General features: G+C 71.7%; 20 protein-coding genes. 14 read left to right on the top strand and 6 right to left on the bottom strand.

Features of this window, described 5'->3' with window-relative positions; all coding sequences use genetic code 11:
• Positions 1-44: 44 nt before the first annotated feature.
• Together OG210_RS22975 and OG210_RS22970 are read left to right on the top strand one after the other, a co-directional pair.
• Positions 45-893: a helix-turn-helix domain-containing protein gene (locus tag OG210_RS22975; protein ID WP_371538519.1), complete on the top strand. Its 849-nt coding sequence runs from the start codon at positions 45-47 to the stop codon at positions 891-893.
• Positions 853-1,119, top strand: coding sequence for a DUF397 domain-containing protein (locus OG210_RS22970; protein ID WP_371538517.1), 267 nt, complete (start codon positions 853-855; stop codon positions 1,117-1,119). The genes OG210_RS22975 and OG210_RS22970 overlap by 41 nt, the downstream gene beginning before the upstream one ends.
• 108 nt (positions 1,120-1,227) lie before the next feature.
• Here the strand turns inward: OG210_RS22970 and OG210_RS22965 are convergent, their stop codons facing one another.
• A complete protein-coding gene (locus OG210_RS22965) occupies positions 1,228-2,190 on the bottom strand; it encodes an alpha/beta hydrolase (RefSeq protein ID WP_371538515.1) in 963 nt (320 codons plus the stop codon).
• Between the two features lie 141 nt (positions 2,191-2,331).
• Here OG210_RS22965 and OG210_RS22960 point away from each other — a divergent pair, with 141 nt between their 5' ends.
• Entirely contained in the window at positions 2,332-2,985 is a 654-nt protein-coding gene (locus OG210_RS22960; protein WP_328326161.1) for a TetR/AcrR family transcriptional regulator, read from the top strand.
• Positions 2,986-3,071: 86 nt separating this feature from the next.
• Here the strand turns inward: OG210_RS22960 and OG210_RS22955 are convergent, their stop codons facing one another.
• Positions 3,072-3,728, bottom strand: a complete 657-nt coding sequence (locus tag OG210_RS22955) for a pirin family protein (protein WP_328335403.1) — start codon at positions 3,726-3,728, stop codon at positions 3,072-3,074.
• Between the two features lie 62 nt (positions 3,729-3,790).
• On the opposite strand from OG210_RS22955, the gene OG210_RS22950 reads away from it, so the two are divergent.
• From OG210_RS22950 to fabF, 5 genes are all read left to right on the top strand, one after another.
• Positions 3,791-4,990 carry a helix-turn-helix domain-containing protein gene (locus tag OG210_RS22950; protein WP_328326163.1) on the top strand — a complete coding sequence of 400 codons (1,200 nt, stop codon included), beginning with the start codon at positions 3,791-3,793 and terminating at the stop codon, positions 4,988-4,990.
• Positions 4,991-5,079: 89 nt separating this feature from the next.
• On the top strand, positions 5,080-6,018 hold the full coding sequence (locus OG210_RS22945; protein ID WP_328335404.1) for an ACP S-malonyltransferase: 939 nt from the start codon (positions 5,080-5,082) through the stop codon (positions 6,016-6,018).
• Between the two features lie 15 nt (positions 6,019-6,033).
• The gene (locus OG210_RS22940) at positions 6,034-7,038 is read left to right on the top strand and encodes a ketoacyl-ACP synthase III (protein WP_328326165.1); all 1,005 of its coding nucleotides are present in this window, start codon (positions 6,034-6,036) and stop codon (positions 7,036-7,038) included.
• An 81-nt stretch (positions 7,039-7,119) separates the two neighbouring features.
• Positions 7,120-7,368, top strand: coding sequence for an acyl carrier protein (locus OG210_RS22935; RefSeq protein WP_266857402.1), 249 nt, complete (start codon positions 7,120-7,122; stop codon positions 7,366-7,368).
• Positions 7,369-7,443: 75 nt separating this feature from the next.
• Positions 7,444-8,706 carry a beta-ketoacyl-ACP synthase II gene (gene fabF, locus OG210_RS22930; protein WP_328326167.1) on the top strand — a complete coding sequence of 421 codons (1,263 nt, stop codon included), beginning with the start codon at positions 7,444-7,446 and terminating at the stop codon, positions 8,704-8,706.
• Positions 8,707-8,795: 89 nt separating this feature from the next.
• Here the strand turns inward: fabF and OG210_RS22925 are convergent, their stop codons facing one another.
• Together OG210_RS22925 and OG210_RS22920 are read right to left on the bottom strand one after the other, a co-directional pair.
• Entirely contained in the window at positions 8,796-9,671 is an 876-nt protein-coding gene (locus tag OG210_RS22925) for an NAD(P)-dependent oxidoreductase (protein ID WP_328326169.1), read from the bottom strand.
• 63 nt (positions 9,672-9,734) lie between these two features.
• Positions 9,735-10,229 carry a DUF3145 domain-containing protein gene (locus OG210_RS22920; protein WP_328326171.1) on the bottom strand — a complete coding sequence of 165 codons (495 nt, stop codon included), beginning with the start codon at positions 10,227-10,229 and terminating at the stop codon, positions 9,735-9,737.
• Between the two features lie 286 nt (positions 10,230-10,515).
• On the opposite strand from OG210_RS22920, the gene OG210_RS22915 reads away from it, so the two are divergent.
• Positions 10,516-11,421 carry an SGNH/GDSL hydrolase family protein gene (locus tag OG210_RS22915; protein ID WP_328326173.1) on the top strand — a complete coding sequence of 302 codons (906 nt, stop codon included), beginning with the start codon at positions 10,516-10,518 and terminating at the stop codon, positions 11,419-11,421.
• Positions 11,422-11,430: 9 nt separating this feature from the next.
• Positions 11,431-12,405, top strand: a complete 975-nt coding sequence (locus OG210_RS22910; RefSeq protein WP_371538511.1) for an aldose epimerase family protein — start codon at positions 11,431-11,433, stop codon at positions 12,403-12,405.
• A 17-nt stretch (positions 12,406-12,422) separates the two neighbouring features.
• On the opposite strand, the gene OG210_RS22905 is transcribed toward OG210_RS22910, so the two are convergent.
• Positions 12,423-14,882, bottom strand: coding sequence for a glycoside hydrolase family 3 C-terminal domain-containing protein (locus tag OG210_RS22905; protein WP_328326177.1), 2,460 nt, complete (start codon positions 14,880-14,882; stop codon positions 12,423-12,425).
• Between the two features lie 217 nt (positions 14,883-15,099).
• Here OG210_RS22905 and OG210_RS22900 point away from each other — a divergent pair, with 217 nt between their 5' ends.
• Positions 15,100-15,675, top strand: coding sequence for a TetR/AcrR family transcriptional regulator (locus OG210_RS22900; protein ID WP_328326179.1), 576 nt, complete (start codon positions 15,100-15,102; stop codon positions 15,673-15,675).
• Between the two features lie 21 nt (positions 15,676-15,696).
• Here the strand turns inward: OG210_RS22900 and OG210_RS22895 are convergent, their stop codons facing one another.
• Complete coding sequence (locus tag OG210_RS22895; protein ID WP_328326181.1) at positions 15,697-16,587, bottom strand: EI24 domain-containing protein; 891 nt, start codon at positions 16,585-16,587, stop codon at positions 15,697-15,699.
• 177 nt (positions 16,588-16,764) lie between these two features.
• Between OG210_RS22895 and OG210_RS22890 the strand changes: the two genes are divergently transcribed.
• The 3 genes from OG210_RS22890 to OG210_RS22880 all read left to right on the top strand — a co-directional run bounded on the left by OG210_RS22890 (position 16,765) and on the right by OG210_RS22880 (position 20,115).
• Positions 16,765-17,922 (top strand): mandelate racemase/muconate lactonizing enzyme family protein, encoded by a 1,158-nt coding sequence (locus tag OG210_RS22890; RefSeq protein WP_328335405.1) that lies wholly within the window; start codon positions 16,765-16,767, stop codon positions 17,920-17,922.
• Positions 17,919-18,938, top strand: a complete 1,020-nt coding sequence (locus OG210_RS22885) for a zinc-binding dehydrogenase (RefSeq protein ID WP_371538508.1) — start codon at positions 17,919-17,921, stop codon at positions 18,936-18,938. Before OG210_RS22890 ends, OG210_RS22885 begins: the two co-directional genes overlap by 4 nt.
• A 136-nt stretch (positions 18,939-19,074) precedes the next feature.
• Positions 19,075-20,115, top strand: coding sequence for a hypothetical protein (locus OG210_RS22880; RefSeq protein WP_328326185.1), 1,041 nt, complete (start codon positions 19,075-19,077; stop codon positions 20,113-20,115).
• Positions 20,116-20,117: the final 2 nt, after the last annotated feature.

Here is a 20,117-nt window from a genome sequence, read left to right as displayed (position 1 = left end):
ACTGAACCGAACGCCGAGCGGCGTTGCAGGCCGGAGGTGCCCCCGTGGCCAACATCCACTCCCTCGACCCCAGCGCGTCCCCGCTGGACTACTTCGGCTGGGAACTCCGCCGGCAGAGAGAGGCCGCCGGCCTGAAACAGGGGCAGCTCGGCGACATCATCTTCTGCACGGGTTCCCTGATCGGCCAGATCGAGACCACGAAGAAGATCCCGACCCGCGATTTCGCCGAGCGCGCGGACGCGGCCCTCGGCACGGACGGGGTGTTCTCCCGCCTGGTCGGCCTGGTGCTGCGCAGCCAGCTGCCGACCTGGTTCCAGCCGTATGCGGAGATGGAGGCGCGTGCGGCCTATATCTCCACGTACCAGGCGCAGTTGGTGTACGGGCTCCTTCAGACGGAGGCGTACGCGCGGGCAGTACTGGCCACCGGCCTGCCCGACGACCTCGAAGGTCTGGTGGCTGCCCGCGTGGAGCGCCAGCGCATCCTGGAACGGGAACGACCGCCGCTCACCTGGGCGATCCTCGATGAGGCCGCACTGTACCGGCCGATCGGTGGCCGGGAGGTCATGCGGAACCAACTGGCCCGGTTGTTGGACTACGCCGATCACCGCTGGACGCGGATCCAGGTGTTGCCCTTCACTGCGGGTGAACATGCCAGCCTGGATGGGTCTTTCACCGTCATGCGCTTCGAGGACGATCCGGACATCATCTACACAGAGGACCTCATCTCGGGCCACATGACCGCCAGCCCCGAGACCGTCCGGGAGTCGACACGCCGTTACGCTCACTTGCAGGCCGCCGCACTCTCCGTTGAAGCGTCGGCGGCACTGATCGCCCGCGTGATGGAGGAGCGTTATGGAGACCGGTCGCGACCTGAAGAGCGCACGGTGGCGTAAGTCCAGCTACAGCGGAAGCACGGGCGGCGAGTGCGTGGAGTGCACGGTGACCGACGGCGCGGCCTGGCGGAAGTCGTCCTACAGTGGCACCACCGGTGGCGACTGCGTCGAGGTGGCCGACGGCCTCCCCGGCACCGTGCCGGTCCGGGACAGCAAGAACCCCGCCGGTCCCACCCTGTTCGTCCACGCCGCAGCCTGGCAGACCTTCGTGGACGGGCTCCACTAGAGCGCGAGGGCGAGCGCTTCTGCGGACTCCCAGACCGCGACGTTCATGAGCAGGCGGCTACCGCGTGCGGTCGTCGTCGTGTGCGGTGGTCGTCGCTTCGTTCCTCCCTCACCGCGCCAGGGCCGTGCGGAGGAACTGGAGGATCTCCGACTGGGCGGCTTCGGCCTGGGGTGCTATGCCGGGCAAGGTGAGGAACGCGTGCTGTGCGCCCGGGTATTCGGTGAGCTGGACGGGCGTGCCGGCCGCACGCAGCCGGTCGGCGAAGCGGCGGCCGTGGTCGGCGACCGCGTCCTGGGTGGGCACCACCACGAGCGCCGGGGCAAGCCCGCTCAGATCGTCCGCGTACAGCGGCGAGACCGCGCGGGCGTCGTACCCCGGTGGGACGGCGAGCTGCCGGAAGAACCGCAGCAACGGCAAGGCCGGTGTCGGCCTTGAGGCGTACTCGGTCATCGAGGCGTAGTCGAACATCGTCCCGGTCACGTCGGTCACGGGGTTGACCAGGACCTGCGCCGCGAGCTCCAGACCGGCCTCCCGGGCCCGAATGGCCGTCCGGGCGCTGATCAGCGCGCCGCAGCTCTCGCCGAAGACGGCCGCGCGCGCCGGGTCGACGCCCCACCGCGCGGGCTGCCGCACCACGTGTTCGAGTACATCCCAGCCGTCCTCGGCCGCGTCCGCGAGCGGACTGCCGGGGGCGAGGAGGCGGTGCTCGACCGAGACGACGAGAGCGGGCAGCCGGGCGGCGAGGTGGCTGTTGGTCCAGTCGCACTGCACCGCCGTGCCCACGAAGCCGCCTCCGTGGACATGGACCACGAGTGGCAGGCCGGTCCGGGAGGTGGCCTCGGCGTCTCCCGCCGGGGTCGGCCGGTACACCCGGACCGGCAGGTCGCGGCCGGGCAGCGCGATCTCCTGCCAGTCGATCGCGGCGCAGGGGTGGGGCACTCCCAGGATGGCCCGCGCCTCGCCGGAGGCCCGGAAGCGGTTCTCCGCGTCGCGATAGACGAGCAGCTCCTCGGTCGTCATCGCCGAGAAATCCGGCTCCGGCGGTCGCGCGGCAGTCGTGGTCTCCCCCATGTTTCCTTCTCCTCTTCCGGCCAAGTGCCGTGTGTGGCCTCGTGGTTGAAGCGCATCGCCCTCATTATGCACGCACCGCGTGCATCAGCAAGTGCATCAGTGGGGGCGCGGGTTAGACTCACGCGTGACGAGAGGGGCGAGATGACTGGCCGACGGCGATGGTCGACCGAGGAGATCCTGGACACGGCGGCGGAACTGCTGCGTACGGACGACGCCGAGTCGTTCAGCGTGCGCAAGCTCGCCGCGACGCTCGGGACCGACTCCTCCAGCCTCTACCGGCACTTCCGCAACAAGACCGAACTGCTACGAGCGGTCGCCGACCGGATCCTGCTGGCCACCATGGACGGTTACCGGCCCGAGGGCGACTGGAAGCAGCGCGTCACCGCCCTGGCCCTGCGCCTGCGTGAGGCATTCGGCGAGCAGCTCCAACTCGCCGCGGTGTGGGGACGCTACGGGTCCGGCGGCACCGGTTCCCGTCTGGTCATGGAGGAGTTGCTGCAGGCCCTGCGCGCGTCGGGCCTGCCCGACGCGGAGGTCCCGGTGCGCTACCACCGCATCGTGACTCTTCTCGCCGCGCTGATCTCCTCCGAGGCCGGGGTCGGCACGCTCACCCCCAAGGAGTACGAACAGGGAATGGAGCAGTTCCGCGTCGCGGTACTCGGCGCCGACCCCGGACGCTTCCCCGCCCTGGCCCACTTCGCCCGCGATATCCGCCCCCTCGGAGCAGACCGCCGCGCCGCGTTCGAGGAGATCCTCGCCGCCCACCTCGCCCACATCGAGGCCGGGATCCCCTGATCTGCCGGATCATGCCTGCGACGCGGTCGGATCGAGCAGCCGGCGCAGGCCCGGTACGGGAGGCCGGATGGAGGGGGCGCCCCGCCTCAGACCGTCTCCAGCTCCCAGAGCAGCACCTCGGCCGCGGTGTCCGCCACCAGGTCGAGCCCCCGCTCCCCGGTGATCCGCACCGAGTCCCCCGGCCCCAAACCCGTCTCCCCCAGCCGCACTTCCCCCCGGACGACATGCAGGTACACCCCCGCCGCGTCCGGCACCGCAACGCGCTCGCCCGGGGACGGCCTGCGGACCGAGAGCAGCGCGCCCGAAGCCGGGACCGCGTACGGCGTGGCGTCCGCGATGCCGCGCACGATCTCGTACGCGGGCTCGCCGCCCGGCTCCAGGGGTGCCAGCCACATCTGTACGAAGACCAGCGGCTCCGGGCCCTCGTTGCGCTCCTCGTGGCGCACGCCGCCGGCCGACGAGAGGTGCTGGACGTCTCCGGCCCGTACGACCGTGGCGCCGCCCGTCGAGTCGCGGTGGGTGAGCTCGCCCTCGACCAGCCAGGTGACGATCTCGGTGTGGCTGTGCGGGTGTTCGTCAAAGCCGGCGCCGGGCGCGAGCCGCTCCTCGTTGCAGGCCAGGACCGGCCCGAAACGCAGGTTGTCCGGGTCGTAGAAGGTGCCGAACGAGAAGGCGTGGCGGGAGTCGATACCGGCCGCCGGGTCGCCTCCGCGGTAGCGCTCGCCGGAGCGCCGTACATCCATCACGCCGCCCACCGTAGCCCCGCCACGCCATACCCGGGTCCCGATAAGGCAGTCTTGTCCACGTGCCCCGACCCGATTCCGCGCCACCCGGACCCCCTCCCGCACATCCGCATGCCGCGACGCTGAAGCGGCTGGAGCAGTCCTCCGGCCGGCTCTCGGCGAACGCCATCGCCCGGATGGACGAGACGTTGCCCTGGTACCGGGCGATGCCACCGGAGAACCGGTCCTGGATCGGTCTGGTCGCCCAGGCCGGCATCGCGGCGTTCACCGAGTGGTTCCGGCACCCCGAGGCCCCCCAGGCGATCTCCACCGACGTCTTCGGCACCGCCCCGCGCGAGCTGACCCGGGCCATCACGCTCCGGCAGACGGTCGAAATGGTGCGCACCACGATCGAGGTCATGGAGACCGCGATCGACGAAGTCGCCGCCCCCGGCGACGAGTCGATCCTCCGCGAGGCGCTGCTGGTCTACGCCCGGGAGATCGCCTTCGCGACCGCCCAGGTGTACGCGCAGGCCGCCGAGGCCCGCGGCGCCTGGGACGCCCGGCTGGAGTCCCTGGTGGTCAACGCGGTGCTGTCGGGCGAGGCCGACGAGGGCGCGGTGTCCCGCGCCGCCGCGCTCGGCTGGAATTCGCCCGACCATGTCTGTGTGATCCTCGGCACTGCGCCGGAGGGCGACAGCGAACTGACCGTCGAGGCGATCCGCCGCGCCGCGCGGCACGCCAAGGTGCAGGTGCTGACCGGGGTGCTCGGCAACCGGCTCGTCGTCATCGCGGGCGGCAACGACAATCCGCTCCAGGTCGCCAAGGCCCTGATCGGCCCGTACGCGGCAGGTCCTGTGGTCGCCGGGCCGATCGTCCCCGACCTGCTCGCGGCCACCCGGTCCGCGCAAGCGGCGGCCGCCGGGCTCAAGGCCGGTTACGCCTGGCAGGACGCGCCACGCCCGGTGCTCGCCGACGATCTGCTGCCGGAGCGCGCCATCGCGTCGGACCCCTCGGCGCGTGAGCAGTTGGTGGAGGAGATCTACAGACCTCTGGAGGAGGCGGGGTCGGCCCTCCTGGAAACGCTGAGTGTCTACCTGGAACAGGCGAGCAGCCTGGAAGGCGCGGCCAGGATGCTCTTCGTACACCCCAACACCGTTCGCTACCGGCTCCGACGTGTGACCGACGTCACCGGCTGGTCACCCTCCGATGTGCGCTCCGCATTCACTCTGCGCATCGCCCTGATCCTGGGGCGCCTGGCCGACGGGGATACGCAGCTCTAGACTTTTGTCGGACACCAACAATTACCCCGACGGTTCTTCGTCCCTCTCCCCACGGGCATCCGAAGCCGTCCACAAGAGAGAGTGTGAGGGTGCTCGTACTCGTCGCTCCCGGCCAAGGCGCTCAGACGCCCGGCTTCCTGACTCCCTGGCTCGAACTTCCCGGTGCCGCCGACCGCGTCGCCGCGTGGTCGGACGCCATCGGGCTCGACCTTGCCCACTACGGCACGAAGGCCGACGCGGACGCCATCCGCGACACCGCGGTGGCCCAGCCGCTGCTGGTCGCGGCCGGTCTGCTGTCCGCTTCTGCACTGGGTGACTTCGTGCCCGGCGCTGTCGCGGGGCACAGCGTCGGTGAGATCACGGCCGCTGCTTTCGCGGGCGTCCTCGACGACGCCGCGGCCCTCGGTTTCGTACGGACCCGCGGACTGGCCATGGCCGAGGCCGCGGCCGTCACCGAGACCGGGATGGCCGCGCTGCTCGGCGGCGACCCCGAAACCGTGCTCCCGCACCTGGAGAAGCTCGGGCTGACCCCGGCGAACGTGAACGGCGCAGGACAGATCGTCGCCGCGGGCACCGCCGAGCAGATCGCCGCGCTCGTCGACGACAAGCCCGACGGGGTCCGCAGGGTCGTGCCGCTCAAGGTGGCCGGTGCGTTCCACACGCACCACATGGCTCCGGCGGTCACCGGACTCGGCAGGGCGGCGCAGGACCTGGTCGTCGCCGACCCGGCCGTCCCGTATCTCTCGAACGCCGACGGCGAGGTGGTCACGACCGGCGCCGACGTCATCGCCCGGCTGGTCAACCAGGTCTCGAACCCGGTCCGCTGGGACCTGTGCATGGAGACCGCGCAGCGGCTGGGCGCGACCGCGCTCATCGAGGTCTGCCCCGGCGGCACGCTGGTGGGCATCGCCAAGCGCGCCATGCCCGGCGTACGGACGCTGGCGCTCAAGACACCCGACGACCTCGACGCGGCCCGCGCCCTCATCGCCGAGACCCAATCACCTGCCGCTGACGCGGCGGGGGCCTAAGGAGCCCGAGAGAGCATGGCGAAGATCAAGCCCAGCCAGGGCGCCCCGTACGCACGGATCATGGGCGTCGGCGGCTACCGTCCGGCCCGGGTCGTGCCCAACGAGGTGATCCTGGAGACGATCGACTCGTCCGACGAGTGGATCCGCTCCCGCTCCGGCATCGCGACCCGCCACTGGGCATCCGACGAGGAGACCGTGGCCGCGATGTCCATCGAGGCCTCCGGCAAGGCCATCGCCGACGCCGGGATCACCGCCGACCGGATCGGCGCCGTGGTCGTGTCGACGGTCTCGCACTTCGCGCAGACCCCGGCCATCGCGACCGAGATCGCCCACAGGCTCGGTACCGACAAGGCGCCCGCGTTCGACATCTCGGCGGGCTGCGCCGGCTTCGGCTACGGGCTGACGCTCGCCAAGGGCATGGTCGTCGAGGGTTCCGCCGAGTACGTGCTCGTCATCGGCGTCGAGCGGCTCAGCGACCTCACCGACCTGGAGGACCGCGCGACGGCCTTCCTCTTCGGCGACGGCGCGGGCGCGGTCGTGGTCGGCCCGTCCAAGGAGCCGCACATAGGCCCCACGGTATGGGGCTCGGAGGGCGACAAGTCCGAGACGATCAAGCAGACCGTGCCATGGTCGGACTACCGCGACGGCAAGGGCCGCGAGAAGTTCCCCGCGATCACGCAGGAGGGCCAGGCGGTCTTCCGCTGGGCTGTGTTCGAGATGGCGAAGGTCGCTCAGCAGGCCCTGGACGCGGCCGGTATCGAGGCGGCCGACCTGGACGTCTTCATCCCGCACCAGGCCAATATGCGGATCATCGACTCGATGGTGAAGACTCTCAAACTGCCGGAGCACGTCACGGTCGCCCGTGACATCGAGACCACCGGCAACACCTCCGCAGCCTCGATTCCGCTCGCGATGGAGCGGCTCCTGGCGACCGGTCAGGCGAAGAGCGGCGACACCGCGCTGGTCATCGGCTTCGGGGCGGGTCTCGTCTACGCCGCGACTGTCGTTACCCTCCCCTAGGGCATTCCGGAGGAATCCGGTTCGCTCGAACACCCCGAGCAGTCCCCGACACACACCGCTACACATCGAAGGAGCGCCAACATGGCCGCCACCCAGGAAGAGATCGTCACCGGTCTCGCCGAGATCGTCAACGAGATCGCCGGTATCCCGGTCGAGGACGTCCAGCTGGACAAGTCCTTCACCGACGACCTGGACGTCGACTCGCTGTCCATGGTCGAGGTCGTCGTCGCCGCCGAAGAGCGCTTCGACGTGAAGATCCCGGACGACGACGTCAAGAACCTCAAGACGGTCGGCGACGCTGCCGATTACATCTCGAAGCACCAGGCCTGACCCAGGCCCGCGGCTGACGCCACCCGGCGGTGGCGCCGTGATTCAGATCCCTCTACACGTGGAGAAGAAATTCCAGTGAGCCCGACCAATCGCACCGTGGTCGTCACCGGTATCGGCGCAACCACACCGCTGGGTGGCGACAGCGCATCGACCTGGGACGGTCTGCTCGCAGGCCGTTCCGGCGTCAAGCCGCTCACCGGCGAGCGCTTCGCCGAGCTCCCGGTCCGCATCGCCGCCCCGGTCGCTGTCGACCCGAGCGAGGTGCTGGCGCGCCCCCTCGCCCGCAAGCTGGACCGCTCGGCCCAGTTCGCCGTGATCGCGGCCCGTGAGGCCTGGTCCGACGCGGGCTTCACCGCGAAGGCCGGCGAGGACGACGCCATCCACCCCGAGCGCCTCGGTGCGGTCGTCGCCTCCGGCATCGGCGGCATCACGACCCTGCTCGACCAGTACGACGTGCTCAAGGAGAAGGGCGTACGCCGCGTCTCCCCGCACACCGTCCCCATGCTCATGCCGAACGGCCCGTCCGCCAACGTCGGGCTCGAACTCGGCGCGCAGGCGGGTGTCCACGCCCTGGTCAGCGCGTGCGCGTCCGGCGCCGAAGCGGTCGGCTACGCGGCCGAGATGATCCGCTCCGGCCGTGCCGACGTCGTCGTCGCCGGTGGCACCGAGGCGACCATCCACCCGCTGCCCATCGCGGCCTTCGCCAACATGATGGCGATGTCCAAGAACAACGACGACCCCGAGGGCGCCTCCCGCCCGTACGACAAGGGCCGCGACGGCTTCGTACTCGGCGAGGGCGCCGGCATCGTGGTCCTGGAGTCGGCCGAGCACGCCGCCGCGCGCGGTGCCAGGGTCTACTGCGAGCTCGTGGGCCAGGGCCTGTCGTCGGACGCCCACCACATCGCGCAGCCGGAGCCGACCGGTCGCGGTATCGCGGCGGCGCTGCGGCACATGCTGGAGACCACGGATCTGAAGCCCTCCGAGGTCGTGCATGTCAACGCGCACGCCACGTCGACCCCGCAGGGTGACGTCGCCGAGATCAAGGCGCTCCGCCAGGTGCTGGGCGACGACCTCGACCATGTCGCGATCTCCGCGACGAAGTCGATGACCGGGCATCTGCTCGGCGGCGCCGGCGGTATCGAGACCGTCGCCACCGTGCTCGCGCTGTACCACCGCACGGCTCCGCCGACCATCAACGTCGACGAGCTCGACGAGGAGGTCAACGCGGACATCGTCCGGGACAAGCCGCGGACGCTGCCGCAGGGACCGATCTCCGCGGTCAACAACTCGTTCGGGTTCGGCGGTCACAACGTGATGCTGGCGTTCCGCTCGGTCTGATCACACCCGCTGATCACACAGCGCCCCACGCACAGGCCCGTCCCTCCCCGTCCGGAGGGGCGGGCCTGCTCGTCGGTGCCCTGTCTGTCTCAGGCCTCGAAGCTCGCGAAGTACGACGCGGCCATGTCGTCGCCGCCGTGCCCCAGCGCCTCGGCCCGGCGGAACCGCTCGGCGCCCGCGGCTGCCACGTCCAGCCGCACACCCGCCGCACGCCCCGCCTCGACGATCAGCCGGGCGTCCTTCGCCGCCGTGGTGACCGAGAAGCTCGGGGTGTAGTCCTCGGTGACAATCGTCTCTGCCTTGAGGTGCAGATAGCCGCAGTCGAGCGAGCCGCCGCCGACCGCGTCCAGGAAGTTCGCGGGGTCCACGCCAAGACCGGCCGCCAGCGCGAGTGCCTCGGCCGTGCCGTGAGTGAGGGTCAGCACCCAGCTGTTGCAGACCAGTTTGAGACGGGTGGCCGCGCCGGTCGTGCCGTCGTCGCCGACCCAGACCGTACGGGAGCCGATGGCGTCCAGGACGGGTGCCATATCGTCGCGTACGGAGCCGGGGCCGGCCGCCAGGACCGTGAGCTGCCCGCTCTCCGCCGGGGCCCTGGTGCCGAGGACCGGGGCGTCCACGAAGGCCAGCCCGTGCTGCCTGGCCAGCGCTGCGAGCGGGAGCAGCCCCTCGGTGCCGACGGTGGTGGACTGCAGCCAGACCGTCCCGGCGCTCAGCGAGGGCCCGGCCGCGGTCATCGCTTCGAGGGCGGCAGCACCGTCGTACACCATGGTGATGATCACGTCCGCGCCCTCGACGGCCTCATCCGGTGTGTCGGCGACGCGGGCGCCCGCCTCCGCGAGGGGCTCGGCCTTGGAGCGGGTCCGGTTCCAGACGCGGACGTCGAGCCCGGCGCGGCAGAGGTTACGGGCCATCGCGGCGCCCATGATGCCCGTACCGAGAACAGCTACTGAGGTGTTGTCAGCCATGGCCCCACCGTAAAGCGGATCAGAGCCTTCTGTTCGGATCAGGGCCTTCCGCCGGGACCGGCCCTATACGACCTGGTGCAGCCAGCGCACCGGCGCTCCCTCGCCCGCGTACCTGAACGGCTCCAGCTCGTCGTCCCACGGCTTGCCGAGCAGTCGGGCGATCTCGGCCTCCAGATCGCTCTCGCCGCCCAGCGAACGGGCCAGTGCGGCCCGCAGCCGGTCCTCGGGGATCAGGATGTCGCCGTGGATTCCGGTGACGGCGTGGAAGATGCCCAGCTCGGGCGTGGCGCTGTAGCGCTCGCCCTCGGCCGACGGACACGGCTCCGACGTCACTTCGAAGCGCAGCAGATTCCAGCCACGCAGCGCGGAGGCGAGTTGGGACGCGGTGCCCGTGCCGCCCTTCCAGGAGAACTCGGATCTCCAGGTGCCGGGCGAGGCGGGCTGCCTGATCCAGTCGAGGTTCACCCGCGCACCGAGAACACCCGCCACGGCCCACTCGACGTGCGGGCACAGCGCGCGCGGTGCGGAGTGCACGTACAGAACTCCACGTGTCGTCACCGGGACCTCCAGTGCGGTTCGAGGTTCGCCTTCCCCAGCGGCCTCTCGCCCGTCCTGCCCCGGGGTACAACAGTAAACAGCATCGGGAGTTAATCTCCTGAAATGGGACAGTATGTGACGTGACGTAATTTACCGGAGCGGGTGGGCGAAGTTGTCACTGGTTCGACGGGGAAAAACTACCGCGCGGTGGCCTGACTCGTGTGACGTACTGTCGGTCCCAGCCCCGTTGAACACACAGCTTTCACTCGGCAGGACGCCCGGGTCGGCCACTTGGAGGGTCCAGAGGGTGCAGAGGAAGCCGGAATCCGCCCGGAACCGCCGCGGCCGCACCGCTGTCGCGGCGCTGACCGCGACGCTCGTCCTGCCGCTCGGCGCGCTGGCCGGCTGTGACTCTTCCGACAGTGGCGCGAAACATGCGCAGGGGCATCGCGGTGCGTCCCCCGCACCCGCCCCGGCCTGGGACAGGTCCCCCCGGTCGGTCGCCGCCGTGGGCGATTCCATCACCCGTGGCTTCGACGCCTGTTCGGTGCTCTCCGACTGTCCCAAGGTCTCCTGGGCGACCGGTTCGGACACCCGGGTGCACAGTCTGGTCTCCCGGCTCGGGGTGAAGAAGGGCTGGAACGACGCCAGGACCGGGGCCCGGATGGCCGATGTGCCGGCCCAGATCACCGCCGCGGCGGCGCACCGGCCCGAGCTGGTGACGATCATGGCAGGTGCCAATGACGCGTGCCGGGACTCGGTTTCGCACATGACACCGGTGGATGAATTCAGGACCTCGTTCACGACGGCTCTGAAACGACTGCGCACGGCGCTGCCCAGGAGCGAGGTCTATGTGTCGAGCGTGCCGGACCTGAAGCGGCTGTGGTCGCAGGGGCGCGGCAACCCGCTGGGCAAGCAGGTCTGGAAGCTGGGGATCTGCGCCTCGATGCTGCGGGACGCCGACGCGATGGACCCGGCGGCCGTGAAGCGGCGCGAGGCCGTGCGGGACCGGGTCGTCGCGTACAACACGGTCCTCAGGGACGTGTGCGCCACTGACACGCACTGCCGTTACGACGGCGGGGCGGTCTTCGGGTTCCGGTTCACCGGGGCGCAGCTGAGTCCCTGGGACTGGTTCCACCCCGGCAGGAACGGCCAGGAGCGGCTGGCGGAGATCGCGTACCGCAACGTCACCGCCGCGCGGCCCCCGGCGTAGGGTCCGGGCATGAGCAGCGCGCAGCCGGAGCCCTTCGGCCGTCTCGGTGACGGCACCCAAGTCCACCGCTGGACCCTGGAGCGCGGCGACACCCGGGTGCGGGTGCTCACGTACGGCGGGATCGTGCAGTCGGCCGAGGTGCCGGACCGGGCGGGCGCGGTGGCCGGGGTGGCCCTGGGGTTCCCGGACCTGGCCGGTTATCTGGCCTCCCCCGGGCCGTACTTCGGGGCGCTGATCGGGCGGTACGCGAACCGCATCGCGGGCGGCGTGTTCGAGCTCGACGGGCGGACGTACCAGCTGCCCCGCAACAACCCGCCGAACAGCCTGCACGGCGGCGACCGGGGCTTCGACAAGCGGGTGTGGGACGCGGAGACGACCGGTCACGGGGTGCGGCTCTCCCGGGTCAGCCCGGACGGCGAGGAGGGCTTCCCTGGGCGGCTGGCCGTCTCCGTGACGTACAGCCTGACGGCGAGCGGTGCGCTGCGGATCGCGTACGAGGCGACGACGGACGCGCCGACCGTGGTGAGCCTGACCAACCACTCGTACTGGAACCTGGCCGGTGCGGGCTCCGGCAGTGCGGCCGGGCACGAACTGCGCATCCCGGCCTCGCGGGTGACGCCCGTGGACGCGGAGCTGATCCCGACCGGCGAGCAGGCGCCGGTGGCGGGGACGCGCTTCGACTTCCGGCAGGCCCGGAAGGTGGGCCTCGGCTACGACCACAACTATGTGCTGGACGGTACGGAGGCGGCCGAGCTGTCCGACCCGGCGTCCGGGCGTGTGCTGACGATCACGACCAGCGAGCCGGGGCTGCAGCTCTACACCGGTGACCACATCGACGCCGGGCCGTTCGGGCCGGGCGCCGGGATCGCGCTGGAGACCCAGCGCTTCCCCGACGCGCCGAACCGGCCGGAGTTCCCGGGTGCGGTGCTCCGGCCGGGCGACGCGTTCGTTTCCGAGACGGTGTACGGGTTCTCCGTTCGGTAGATGTACGCGCCGGTCCGTCAGTGTGCGGCGTCGACCGTGGCGGTCAGTCTGGTGTCCGTGAGGGAGCGGCCGGTCCGGATCTCGTACGTTCCGGGGCGCCGCGCCCAGGTGTCGGCCGTCTCGTCCCAGGTCTCGAAGGCCCGGGAGGAGAGCGCGACGGCCACCTCCACGGCCTCCCCCGGCGCCGCTTCCGCGGTGGCGAAACCGGCCAGCTGCCGGGCGGCCCGGTCCGTTCCGGGGTCGGACGGGGCGACGTAGACCTGGACCGTTTCGCGCCCGGTGCGGCTGCCGGTGTTGCGGATACGGACGGTGGCGGCCGCGGCGGTCGCCTGCAGGGACTCGTAGCTCCACTCCGTGTAGCCCAGGCCGTGGCCGAAGGGGTAGGCAGGTGTCGTACCGGCCCGGTCCCAGGCCCGGTAGCCGATGAACACGCCTTCCTCGTACGGGAGTTCACCGCCGTCCGGCTCGACCCTGCGGACCGGGGCATCCTCCAGGGCCGCCGGCCAGGTGGTGGGCAGGCGCCCGCCGGGCTCCGCCGCGCCGAGGAGTACGTCGGCGAGCGCCGCGCCGCCCTCCTGGCCCGGGAACCAGCTGAGCAGCACCGCCGCCACGTCCTCGCGCCAGGGCAGTTCCACCGGGGAGCCCGCGTTGACGACCACGACCGTGTTCGGGTTGGCGGCGGCCACGGCGTGCACCAGGTCGTCCTGGCGGCCGGGGAGCCTGAGGTCCTTGCGGTCGAAGCCCTCGGACTCGACCTCTTCGGTGGTGGCGACGACCACGACGGCGGTGTCCGCCTCGCGTGCGGCGGCCACGGCCTCGGCGATCAGCTCGTCGGGGTCGCGCTGCGGGTCGCGGTGCATGAGGGAGAAGCCGATGGCCTGGAGCCGGGCGCCGGGGCTCTTGAACACGGTGTACTCGAAGCTGATCGCGACCGGCTCACCGGCGGTGAGGGTGGCGGTGCCGCGCTCGACGGGGGCGCCGAAGACCGCGGCGAACGGATCGGCCTCGTCGCCCGGCAGCTCGTCCCCGTCGAAGAGCACCTGCTCGCCCACGGTGAGCCGGAAGCCGCCGAGCCCCCGGGTGCCGAAGGTGTGCTCGCCGCTCTCCCTGGGCGTGAACGTGCCCGTGACCTCGATGGTGTGCAGCGTCTCGTGGGTCACTCCGTCGGGCAGGTCGCTCCCGACCCACTGGATACGTCCGCCGGGCACCGACGCGGTACCGATGGTCCGGCCCGCCTTGTCGCGGCAGACCGCGCGCAGCTCGAACCCCGGCCCTGCGGTGGCCAGTCGACCGCTCGGATCGGCGCCCAGGGCGTAGCTGACAGCGCCGTCGGGGAGCGCTGCCGCCAGCCCGTCGAGCGGGGAGACCACCTGGGTCGGGAAGACGGTGGCCGAGCCGCCGCCGAGGATGCGGGCGTCGCGGGCGGCGGCGCCGATGAGCGCGACCTTGCGGGTCTTCGCCGGGTCGACCGGGAGCGCGCCGCCCTCGTTCCGTACGAGGACGAAGGCGCGGCGGGCGATCTCGCGGGCCAGCTCACGCCCGTCGGTCTCCGGCGGCAGCTCGGTGACGACCGGCGGCGCGCCGTCGAGGATGCCGACCCGGGCGGCGAGCCGCAGGACGTTCCGTACCGCGCCGTCGACCGCGCTCGCGGGGACCTCGCCCGCTCTGACGGCGGCGGCCAGCGGCTCGCCGTACGGGGTGACGGGGCCCGGCATCGCGACGTCGAGGCCGCCGAGGACGGCGCCGGAGGTGGAGCGCGCGGCCGTCCAGTCCGAGACGTTGAACCCGTCGAAGTGCCACTCACCGCGCAGGACTTCGTTGACGAGGTAGCGGTGCTCGGTCATCGTCGTGCCGTTGACCGTGTTGTACGCGGTCATGATGCCCCAGGGGTGGGCGTTCCTGACGATGGCCTCGAACGGCGCCAGGTACAGCTCGCGCAGCGGGCGCGGGGCGATGAGGTTGTCGACGGTGAAGCGGTCGGTCTCCGCGTCGTTGCCGACGAAGTGCTTGACGGTGGTGCCGACGCCGCCGCTCTGCACGCCCCGGACGTAGCCGGTGCCGATCTCGCCGGTGAGGTACGGGTCCTCGGAGTAGCACTCGAAGTGCCGCCCGCCGAGCGGCGAACGGTGCAGGTTGACGGTGGGTGCGAGCAGGACGTGCACCCCCTTGCGCCGCGCCTCCTGGGCGAGGAGCACCCCGGCCCTGCGGGCGAGTTCCGGGTCCCAGGTGGCGGCGAGGGCGGTCGGTGACGGCAGGGCGATGGACGGGTCGTCGGCGGTCCAGCGCACCCCGCGGACCCCGATCGGGCCGTCCGACATGACGAGGGACCGCAGCCCGATCTCCGGGACCGCCGGGAGGCTCCAGAAGTCCTGCCCGGAGAGCAGCCGGGCCTTGGTGTCGAGGTCGAGAGCGCCGAGCGCGGCCTCGACCGCGGCCTCGCGGACCGGGTCCGCGTCGTTGATGGGGGTGGCTGCCACCGTCGTACCTCCTCGTTGAGTGGTGAAGGGCTGAAGCCCTGAAGCCCTGAAGCGCTGATTCCTGAAGTTCTGGCGTACCGCCGTCCGGCGCGCGAGGTATCCATCCTGGCGCTCGTACCGGTAGATCGGTAGGTTTCGTTATCTCTTCGTGATGATCGATGTCGTACGGTCCTCGGAGAGCACGCACGGGGAGCCCGTACGGGGAGAGGAGCCGGTGATGGGGAGCGCCAGAGGCGAGGGACGCCGGGCGGAGATCCTCCGCGCGGCCCTTGAGGTCATCGCGGAGCGCGGCTACCGGGGCACGACCCTCGGCGCGGTCGCCGAGCGCGTGGGCCTCACCCAGCAGGGGCTGCTGCACTACTTCCCGAGCAAGGACGCGCTGCTCGTCGCCGTACTGGAAGCGCGCGACCGCTGGGACCCGGGCGCGTCGGCACGCTCCGGCGAGGCCTGGCCGCTCGAACTGCTCGGCTCGCTGGTGGAGTACAACGCGATGCGCCCGGGGATCGTCCAGACCTTCGCCGCGCTGCTCGGCGAGAGCGTCACGGACGGGCATCCGGCGCGGGAGTTCTTCACCCGGCGCTATGTGCAGGTGCGGGGGTCGATGGCGGCCACCCTGCGCGGCGAGTTCGGGGACCGGCTGCCGGGCGGGCTGACGCCGGAGGAAGTGGCACCGCTGCTGGTGGCGGTGATGGACGGCCTGCAGTACCAGTGGCTGCTCGACCCGGAATCGGTGGACATGCCCACCGCCTTCCGGGCCTTCACGACGCTGCTCGGCGGTGGTGCGGCGCACTGACGCGCGGGCGGCCGCCCGGTACTACCAGGTACGGGAGGGAGCGGGCGGAGGCGTGGCGGGCGCGGGCGCACCACCGGGCGCGCCTGCCCCTGACCCGACCGCACTGCCGGGGGCACCCCCCGGCCCGACCGCACCCCCGGCGTCCGGCTCCGCGGCTGCGTCCGGATCCGGCGCCGTCTCCCCCGTCAGGTCGCGCGCCATCAGCGTCGCCCCCGCCACCGCGCCCGGCATGAGGAAGACCGCGACCAGCGGCACCAGGAAGCAGAGCGTCAGCGGGACCCCGAAGCCGAGGGCGAGCAGGCGGCGGCTCTTCAGCAGGGCCAGCCGCTCCCGGAACTCCATACCGCGGCGCTGCAGCGCCACCGCCGTCAGCTCCTCGGCCAGGAAGAAGCCGGAGACGCAGAAGCCGATCGCCGGGACGACGGTCTGGCCGACGGCCGGGAGGAAACCGGCGGCGAAGAGCAGCAGGCCGTAGAACGCCACCCGCACCAGGACGCGGAGGCTGTCGCGCGCGGAGATCCACAGTTCGCGCCAGAGCGGGAGGCCGGATCCGGGGACATCCGCGCCCTCCGACGCGTCGACCCGCTCCGAGAGCGCCTCGTAGAAGGGCTGGCCGACCAGCAGGGTCATGGCGGTGAACGAGACGACGGCGAGCAGCAGGGCCAGCGCCCAGAGCAGTACGGTCAGAAAGCCCCGGAGGAGTCCCGGCCAGGGCGTGCTCCAGGTGTCGGCGAACGGTGTCGCCCAGGCGACGGCGTCATCCGCCCAGAACGCGAGCGCGACCAGCGCCGCCACGTACAGGACGAGCGTGATCAGCCCCGGCAGCAGCCCGAATCCGTACTGCCTGCCGCGCCCGCCGACCCAGCGCTGGCCCTTCACCAGATAACCGAAACCCGCCCCGAGATCACCCATGCGCGCAGCCTATCGGGGGCCGGCGCAGCCGGGCCCCGCACCGGCCCGCCCCCGCTCAGGGCGGCGGGAACAGAGCTGTTGGCGCAGGCCCATTGACGTTGCGCGCGTCGCCCCATTACGGTCACGCCAGGATTTCGAACGAGTGCCGAAATATCGAACACGTCGGGGGCAACTGCCGTGCGCATCACCGGAATCAGCACCCATGTCGTCGGGACTCCCTGGCGCAACCTCACCTATGTGCGGGTCCACACCGACGAGGGCCTCACCGGCGTCGGCGAGACCCGGATGCTCGGGCGGACCGACGCGCTCGTCGGCTATCTGCGGGAGGCGGCGGCCAACCACATCGAGGGCTCGGACCCGTTCGCGGTCGAGGACCTGGTCCGGCGCATGAAGTACGGCGACTACGGGCGGGCGGGCGAGATCGTCATGTCCGGTATCGCCGTCGTCGAGATGGCCTGCTGGGACATCAAGGGCAAGGCGCTCGGCGTCCCCGTCTGGCAGCTGCTCGGCGGCCGGGTCACCGACCGGGTGAAGGCGTACGCGAACGGCTGGTACACCACCGAGCGCACGCCCGAGGCCTACCACCGGGCCGCCCTCGGGGTGGTGGAGCGGGGCTACCGCGCGCTGAAGATCGACCCGTTCGGCACCGGGCACTACGAGCTGGACCAGGCACAGACGAACTACTCGGTCTCGCTGATCGAGGCGGTGCGGGACGCGATCGGTCCGGAGACGGAGCTGATGCTGGAGATGCACGGGCGGTTCTCGCCGTCCACCGCCGTCCGTCTCGCCCGCGATCTCGCGCCGTTCAGGCCCGCGTGGCTGGAGGAACCGGTCCCGCCGGAGAACCTCAGGGCGCTGGAGAAGGTCGCGGCGAAGGTGGACATCCCCGTCGCGACCGGTGAACGCATCCACGACCGGACCGAGTTCAGGGAACTCTTCGCCTCACAGGCGGCCGACATCATCCAGCCGGACGTCGGCCACATCGGCGGCATCCTGGAGACCCGCAAGCTCGCCGCGACGGCCGAGACGCACTACGTGCTGGTCGCCCCGCACAACGTGGGCGGCTCGGTACTGACCGCGGCGACGCTCCAAGTGGCCGGTTGCACACCGAACTTCAAGATCCTCGAACACTTCAACGACTTCGCGGACGCCGGTATCAAGGCGGTGGTGAAGGGAGCGCCGCAGGTCGTGGACGGCTACTTCGAACTGCCGGACGCGCCCGGCCTCGGTGTCGAGCTGGATGTGGACGCGGCCGCCGAATTCCCGCAGCAGCAGGCCAGGTTCGACCTGTGGGCGGACGGCTGGGAGAAGCGCTCACCCGGGACCGCCGGATGAGCGGCGGCAGCCGTGCCGTCGTGGTCGACGCCCCGGGTGCCGTCCGGCTGGTGAGCGGTGACCGGCCTGAACCCGGTCCCGCTGAGGTCCGGATCCGGGTGGCGGCCGCCGGGATCTGCATGAGCGACCGCGAGGTGTACGACGGCCGGCGCGACCCGGCCTATGTCCGCTACCCGGTCACGCCCGGCCATGAGTGGTCGGGGACCGTCGACGCGGTGGGCGAAGGGGTGGACCCCGCCCTCACCGGGCGCCCGGCGGTGGCCGAGGGCTTCCGCGCGTGCGGGACCTGCGAACGCTGCCGGGCGGGCGAGACCTCCCTCTGCGAAGGCGGGTACGAGGAGACCGGATTCACCTGCCCCGGGGCGTTCGCCGACCATCTCATCGTCCCCGCCCGGCTGTTGCACCCGCTCGCGGACGGGGCGGATCTGCGCGCCGCCGCGCTCCTTGAGCCGGCTGCCGTGGTGGCCGCGGCGGTGCGGGCCGGGCGGCCCGAGCCCGGCGAGCGGATCGCCGTGGTCGGCGCCGGCACCCTCGGGCTGCTCGCCGTACAGCTCATCGCCGCGGCCGCCCCCGCCGTACTCACCGTCATCGACCCGCGCACCGGACGGGCCCGCCTGGCGACGGATCTCGGAGCGAGCGAGGCGTGCACTCCGGCCGAATCGGTGTCCGGGCGCGGCAGTTACGACCTGGTGGTCGAGACGGCCGGGGCGCCCACCACCGCCGCCGACTCCTGCCTCCTCGCACGGCGCGGCGGCCGGGTCGTGCTCACCGGGATGTTCACCCCGGGCGCCACCGGAATCGACCCGGTGCATCTGGCGCTGAGCCAGCTCACCGTACGGAGCGTCTTCGGCGCGCCTTCCGCCGCCTGGTCCTTCGCCGTACGGGCGTTCACCGCGGGCATCCTCGATCCGGGGCCGCTGATCACCCATGAATTCCCGCTGGAACGGTACGCCGACGCCGTCGCACTCGTCGGAGGCGGCGGCCCGGAGACCGGGAAGGTGCTGCTGCGCCCATGAGCCGCACCGGTCCGCGGCAGCGGACCATGCCCGGTCATTCCATGCCCAGCAATCCGAACGACGTTCGGTATACCGAACGGACGCGGCCGGTGTGCGTTCCCACCGGACCCGGCCCCCAGCTGCGAGGAACCCGCCTGTGACCGACGTATCAGCCCCTGTCCCCCGCCGCCCCGGCGAACGGGCGCTCGCCGCGCTCGGCCTCGCCGCACCCGCGGCCGACCCCGCCGACGCCTCACCGCGCCGCTTCCCCGACGGTGGCTCCTGGCGTACCGAAGTCCCGTCCGTCGAGGGCCCGGAGGCGCTCGGTGTCGTACTCGACGAGTCCGCCAGGCTGGAGGTGCCGGTCCACCGCATCAGCCAGGGCAGCGGTGTGTGGATGCTCACGGACGCCGAGATCCGCGAGATGGTGGCCGCCTGCGCGGAGCGCTCCGTCGAGCTGTGCCTGTTCACCGGGCCGCGCGGCACCTGGGACATCGGCGCGTCCACCCGGACGGATTCGGGCGGCGCGGGGCTCCGCGCCCGGGGCCACGACGCCGTCGCCGGGTCGCTCGAAGACGCCGTGCGCGCCACCGAACTGGGCGTGAAGTGCCTGCTCGTCGCGGACGAGGGGGTGCTCTGGTCGCTGCACAGGCTCCGCACGGCGGGTGTGCTCCCCGCCGACACCACCTTCAAGGTCTCGGCGCTGATCGGCCCGGTGAACCCCGCTTCGTACGCCGTGTTCGAGCAGCTGGGCGCCGACTCCGTCAACATCCCATCCGACCTCACCCTGGCCCACTTCACCGAGATCCGGCGGGTCTGCGCCGCCCCGATGGACCTCTACATCGAGGCACCCGACGACCTGGGCGGCTACGTCCGGATGTACGAGACCGCCGAGCTGATCCGGCGCGGCGCCCCGATCTATCTGAAGTTCGGCCTGTCGAAGTCACCTGGCATCTACCCGTACGGCGCCCAGCTGCGCGACCACACCCTCAACACCGCCCGTGAGCGGGTCAGGCGCGGCAGGCTCGCCCTCGACCTGCTCGCCAGGCACGGCGCCGACGGCGGTATGTCGCCGCTCGGCTCGCGGCTGCCGGGGCCCCTCAGCCGGTTCGCCGTCCCGTCGTCACCGACGGCCGCCCCCACCCCCGAGAACGCCAAGGTTCCCTCCCCCGTGAATCCCTCCCCCGAGAAGGACTGATG

Source organism: Streptomyces sp. NBC_00466 (assembly GCF_041433995.1).
Lineage (GTDB): Bacteria > Actinomycetota > Actinomycetes > Streptomycetales > Streptomycetaceae > Streptomyces.
The sequence above is the reverse complement of the archived record's forward strand: the minus strand, read 5'-3'. Positions and strand labels throughout refer to the sequence as shown.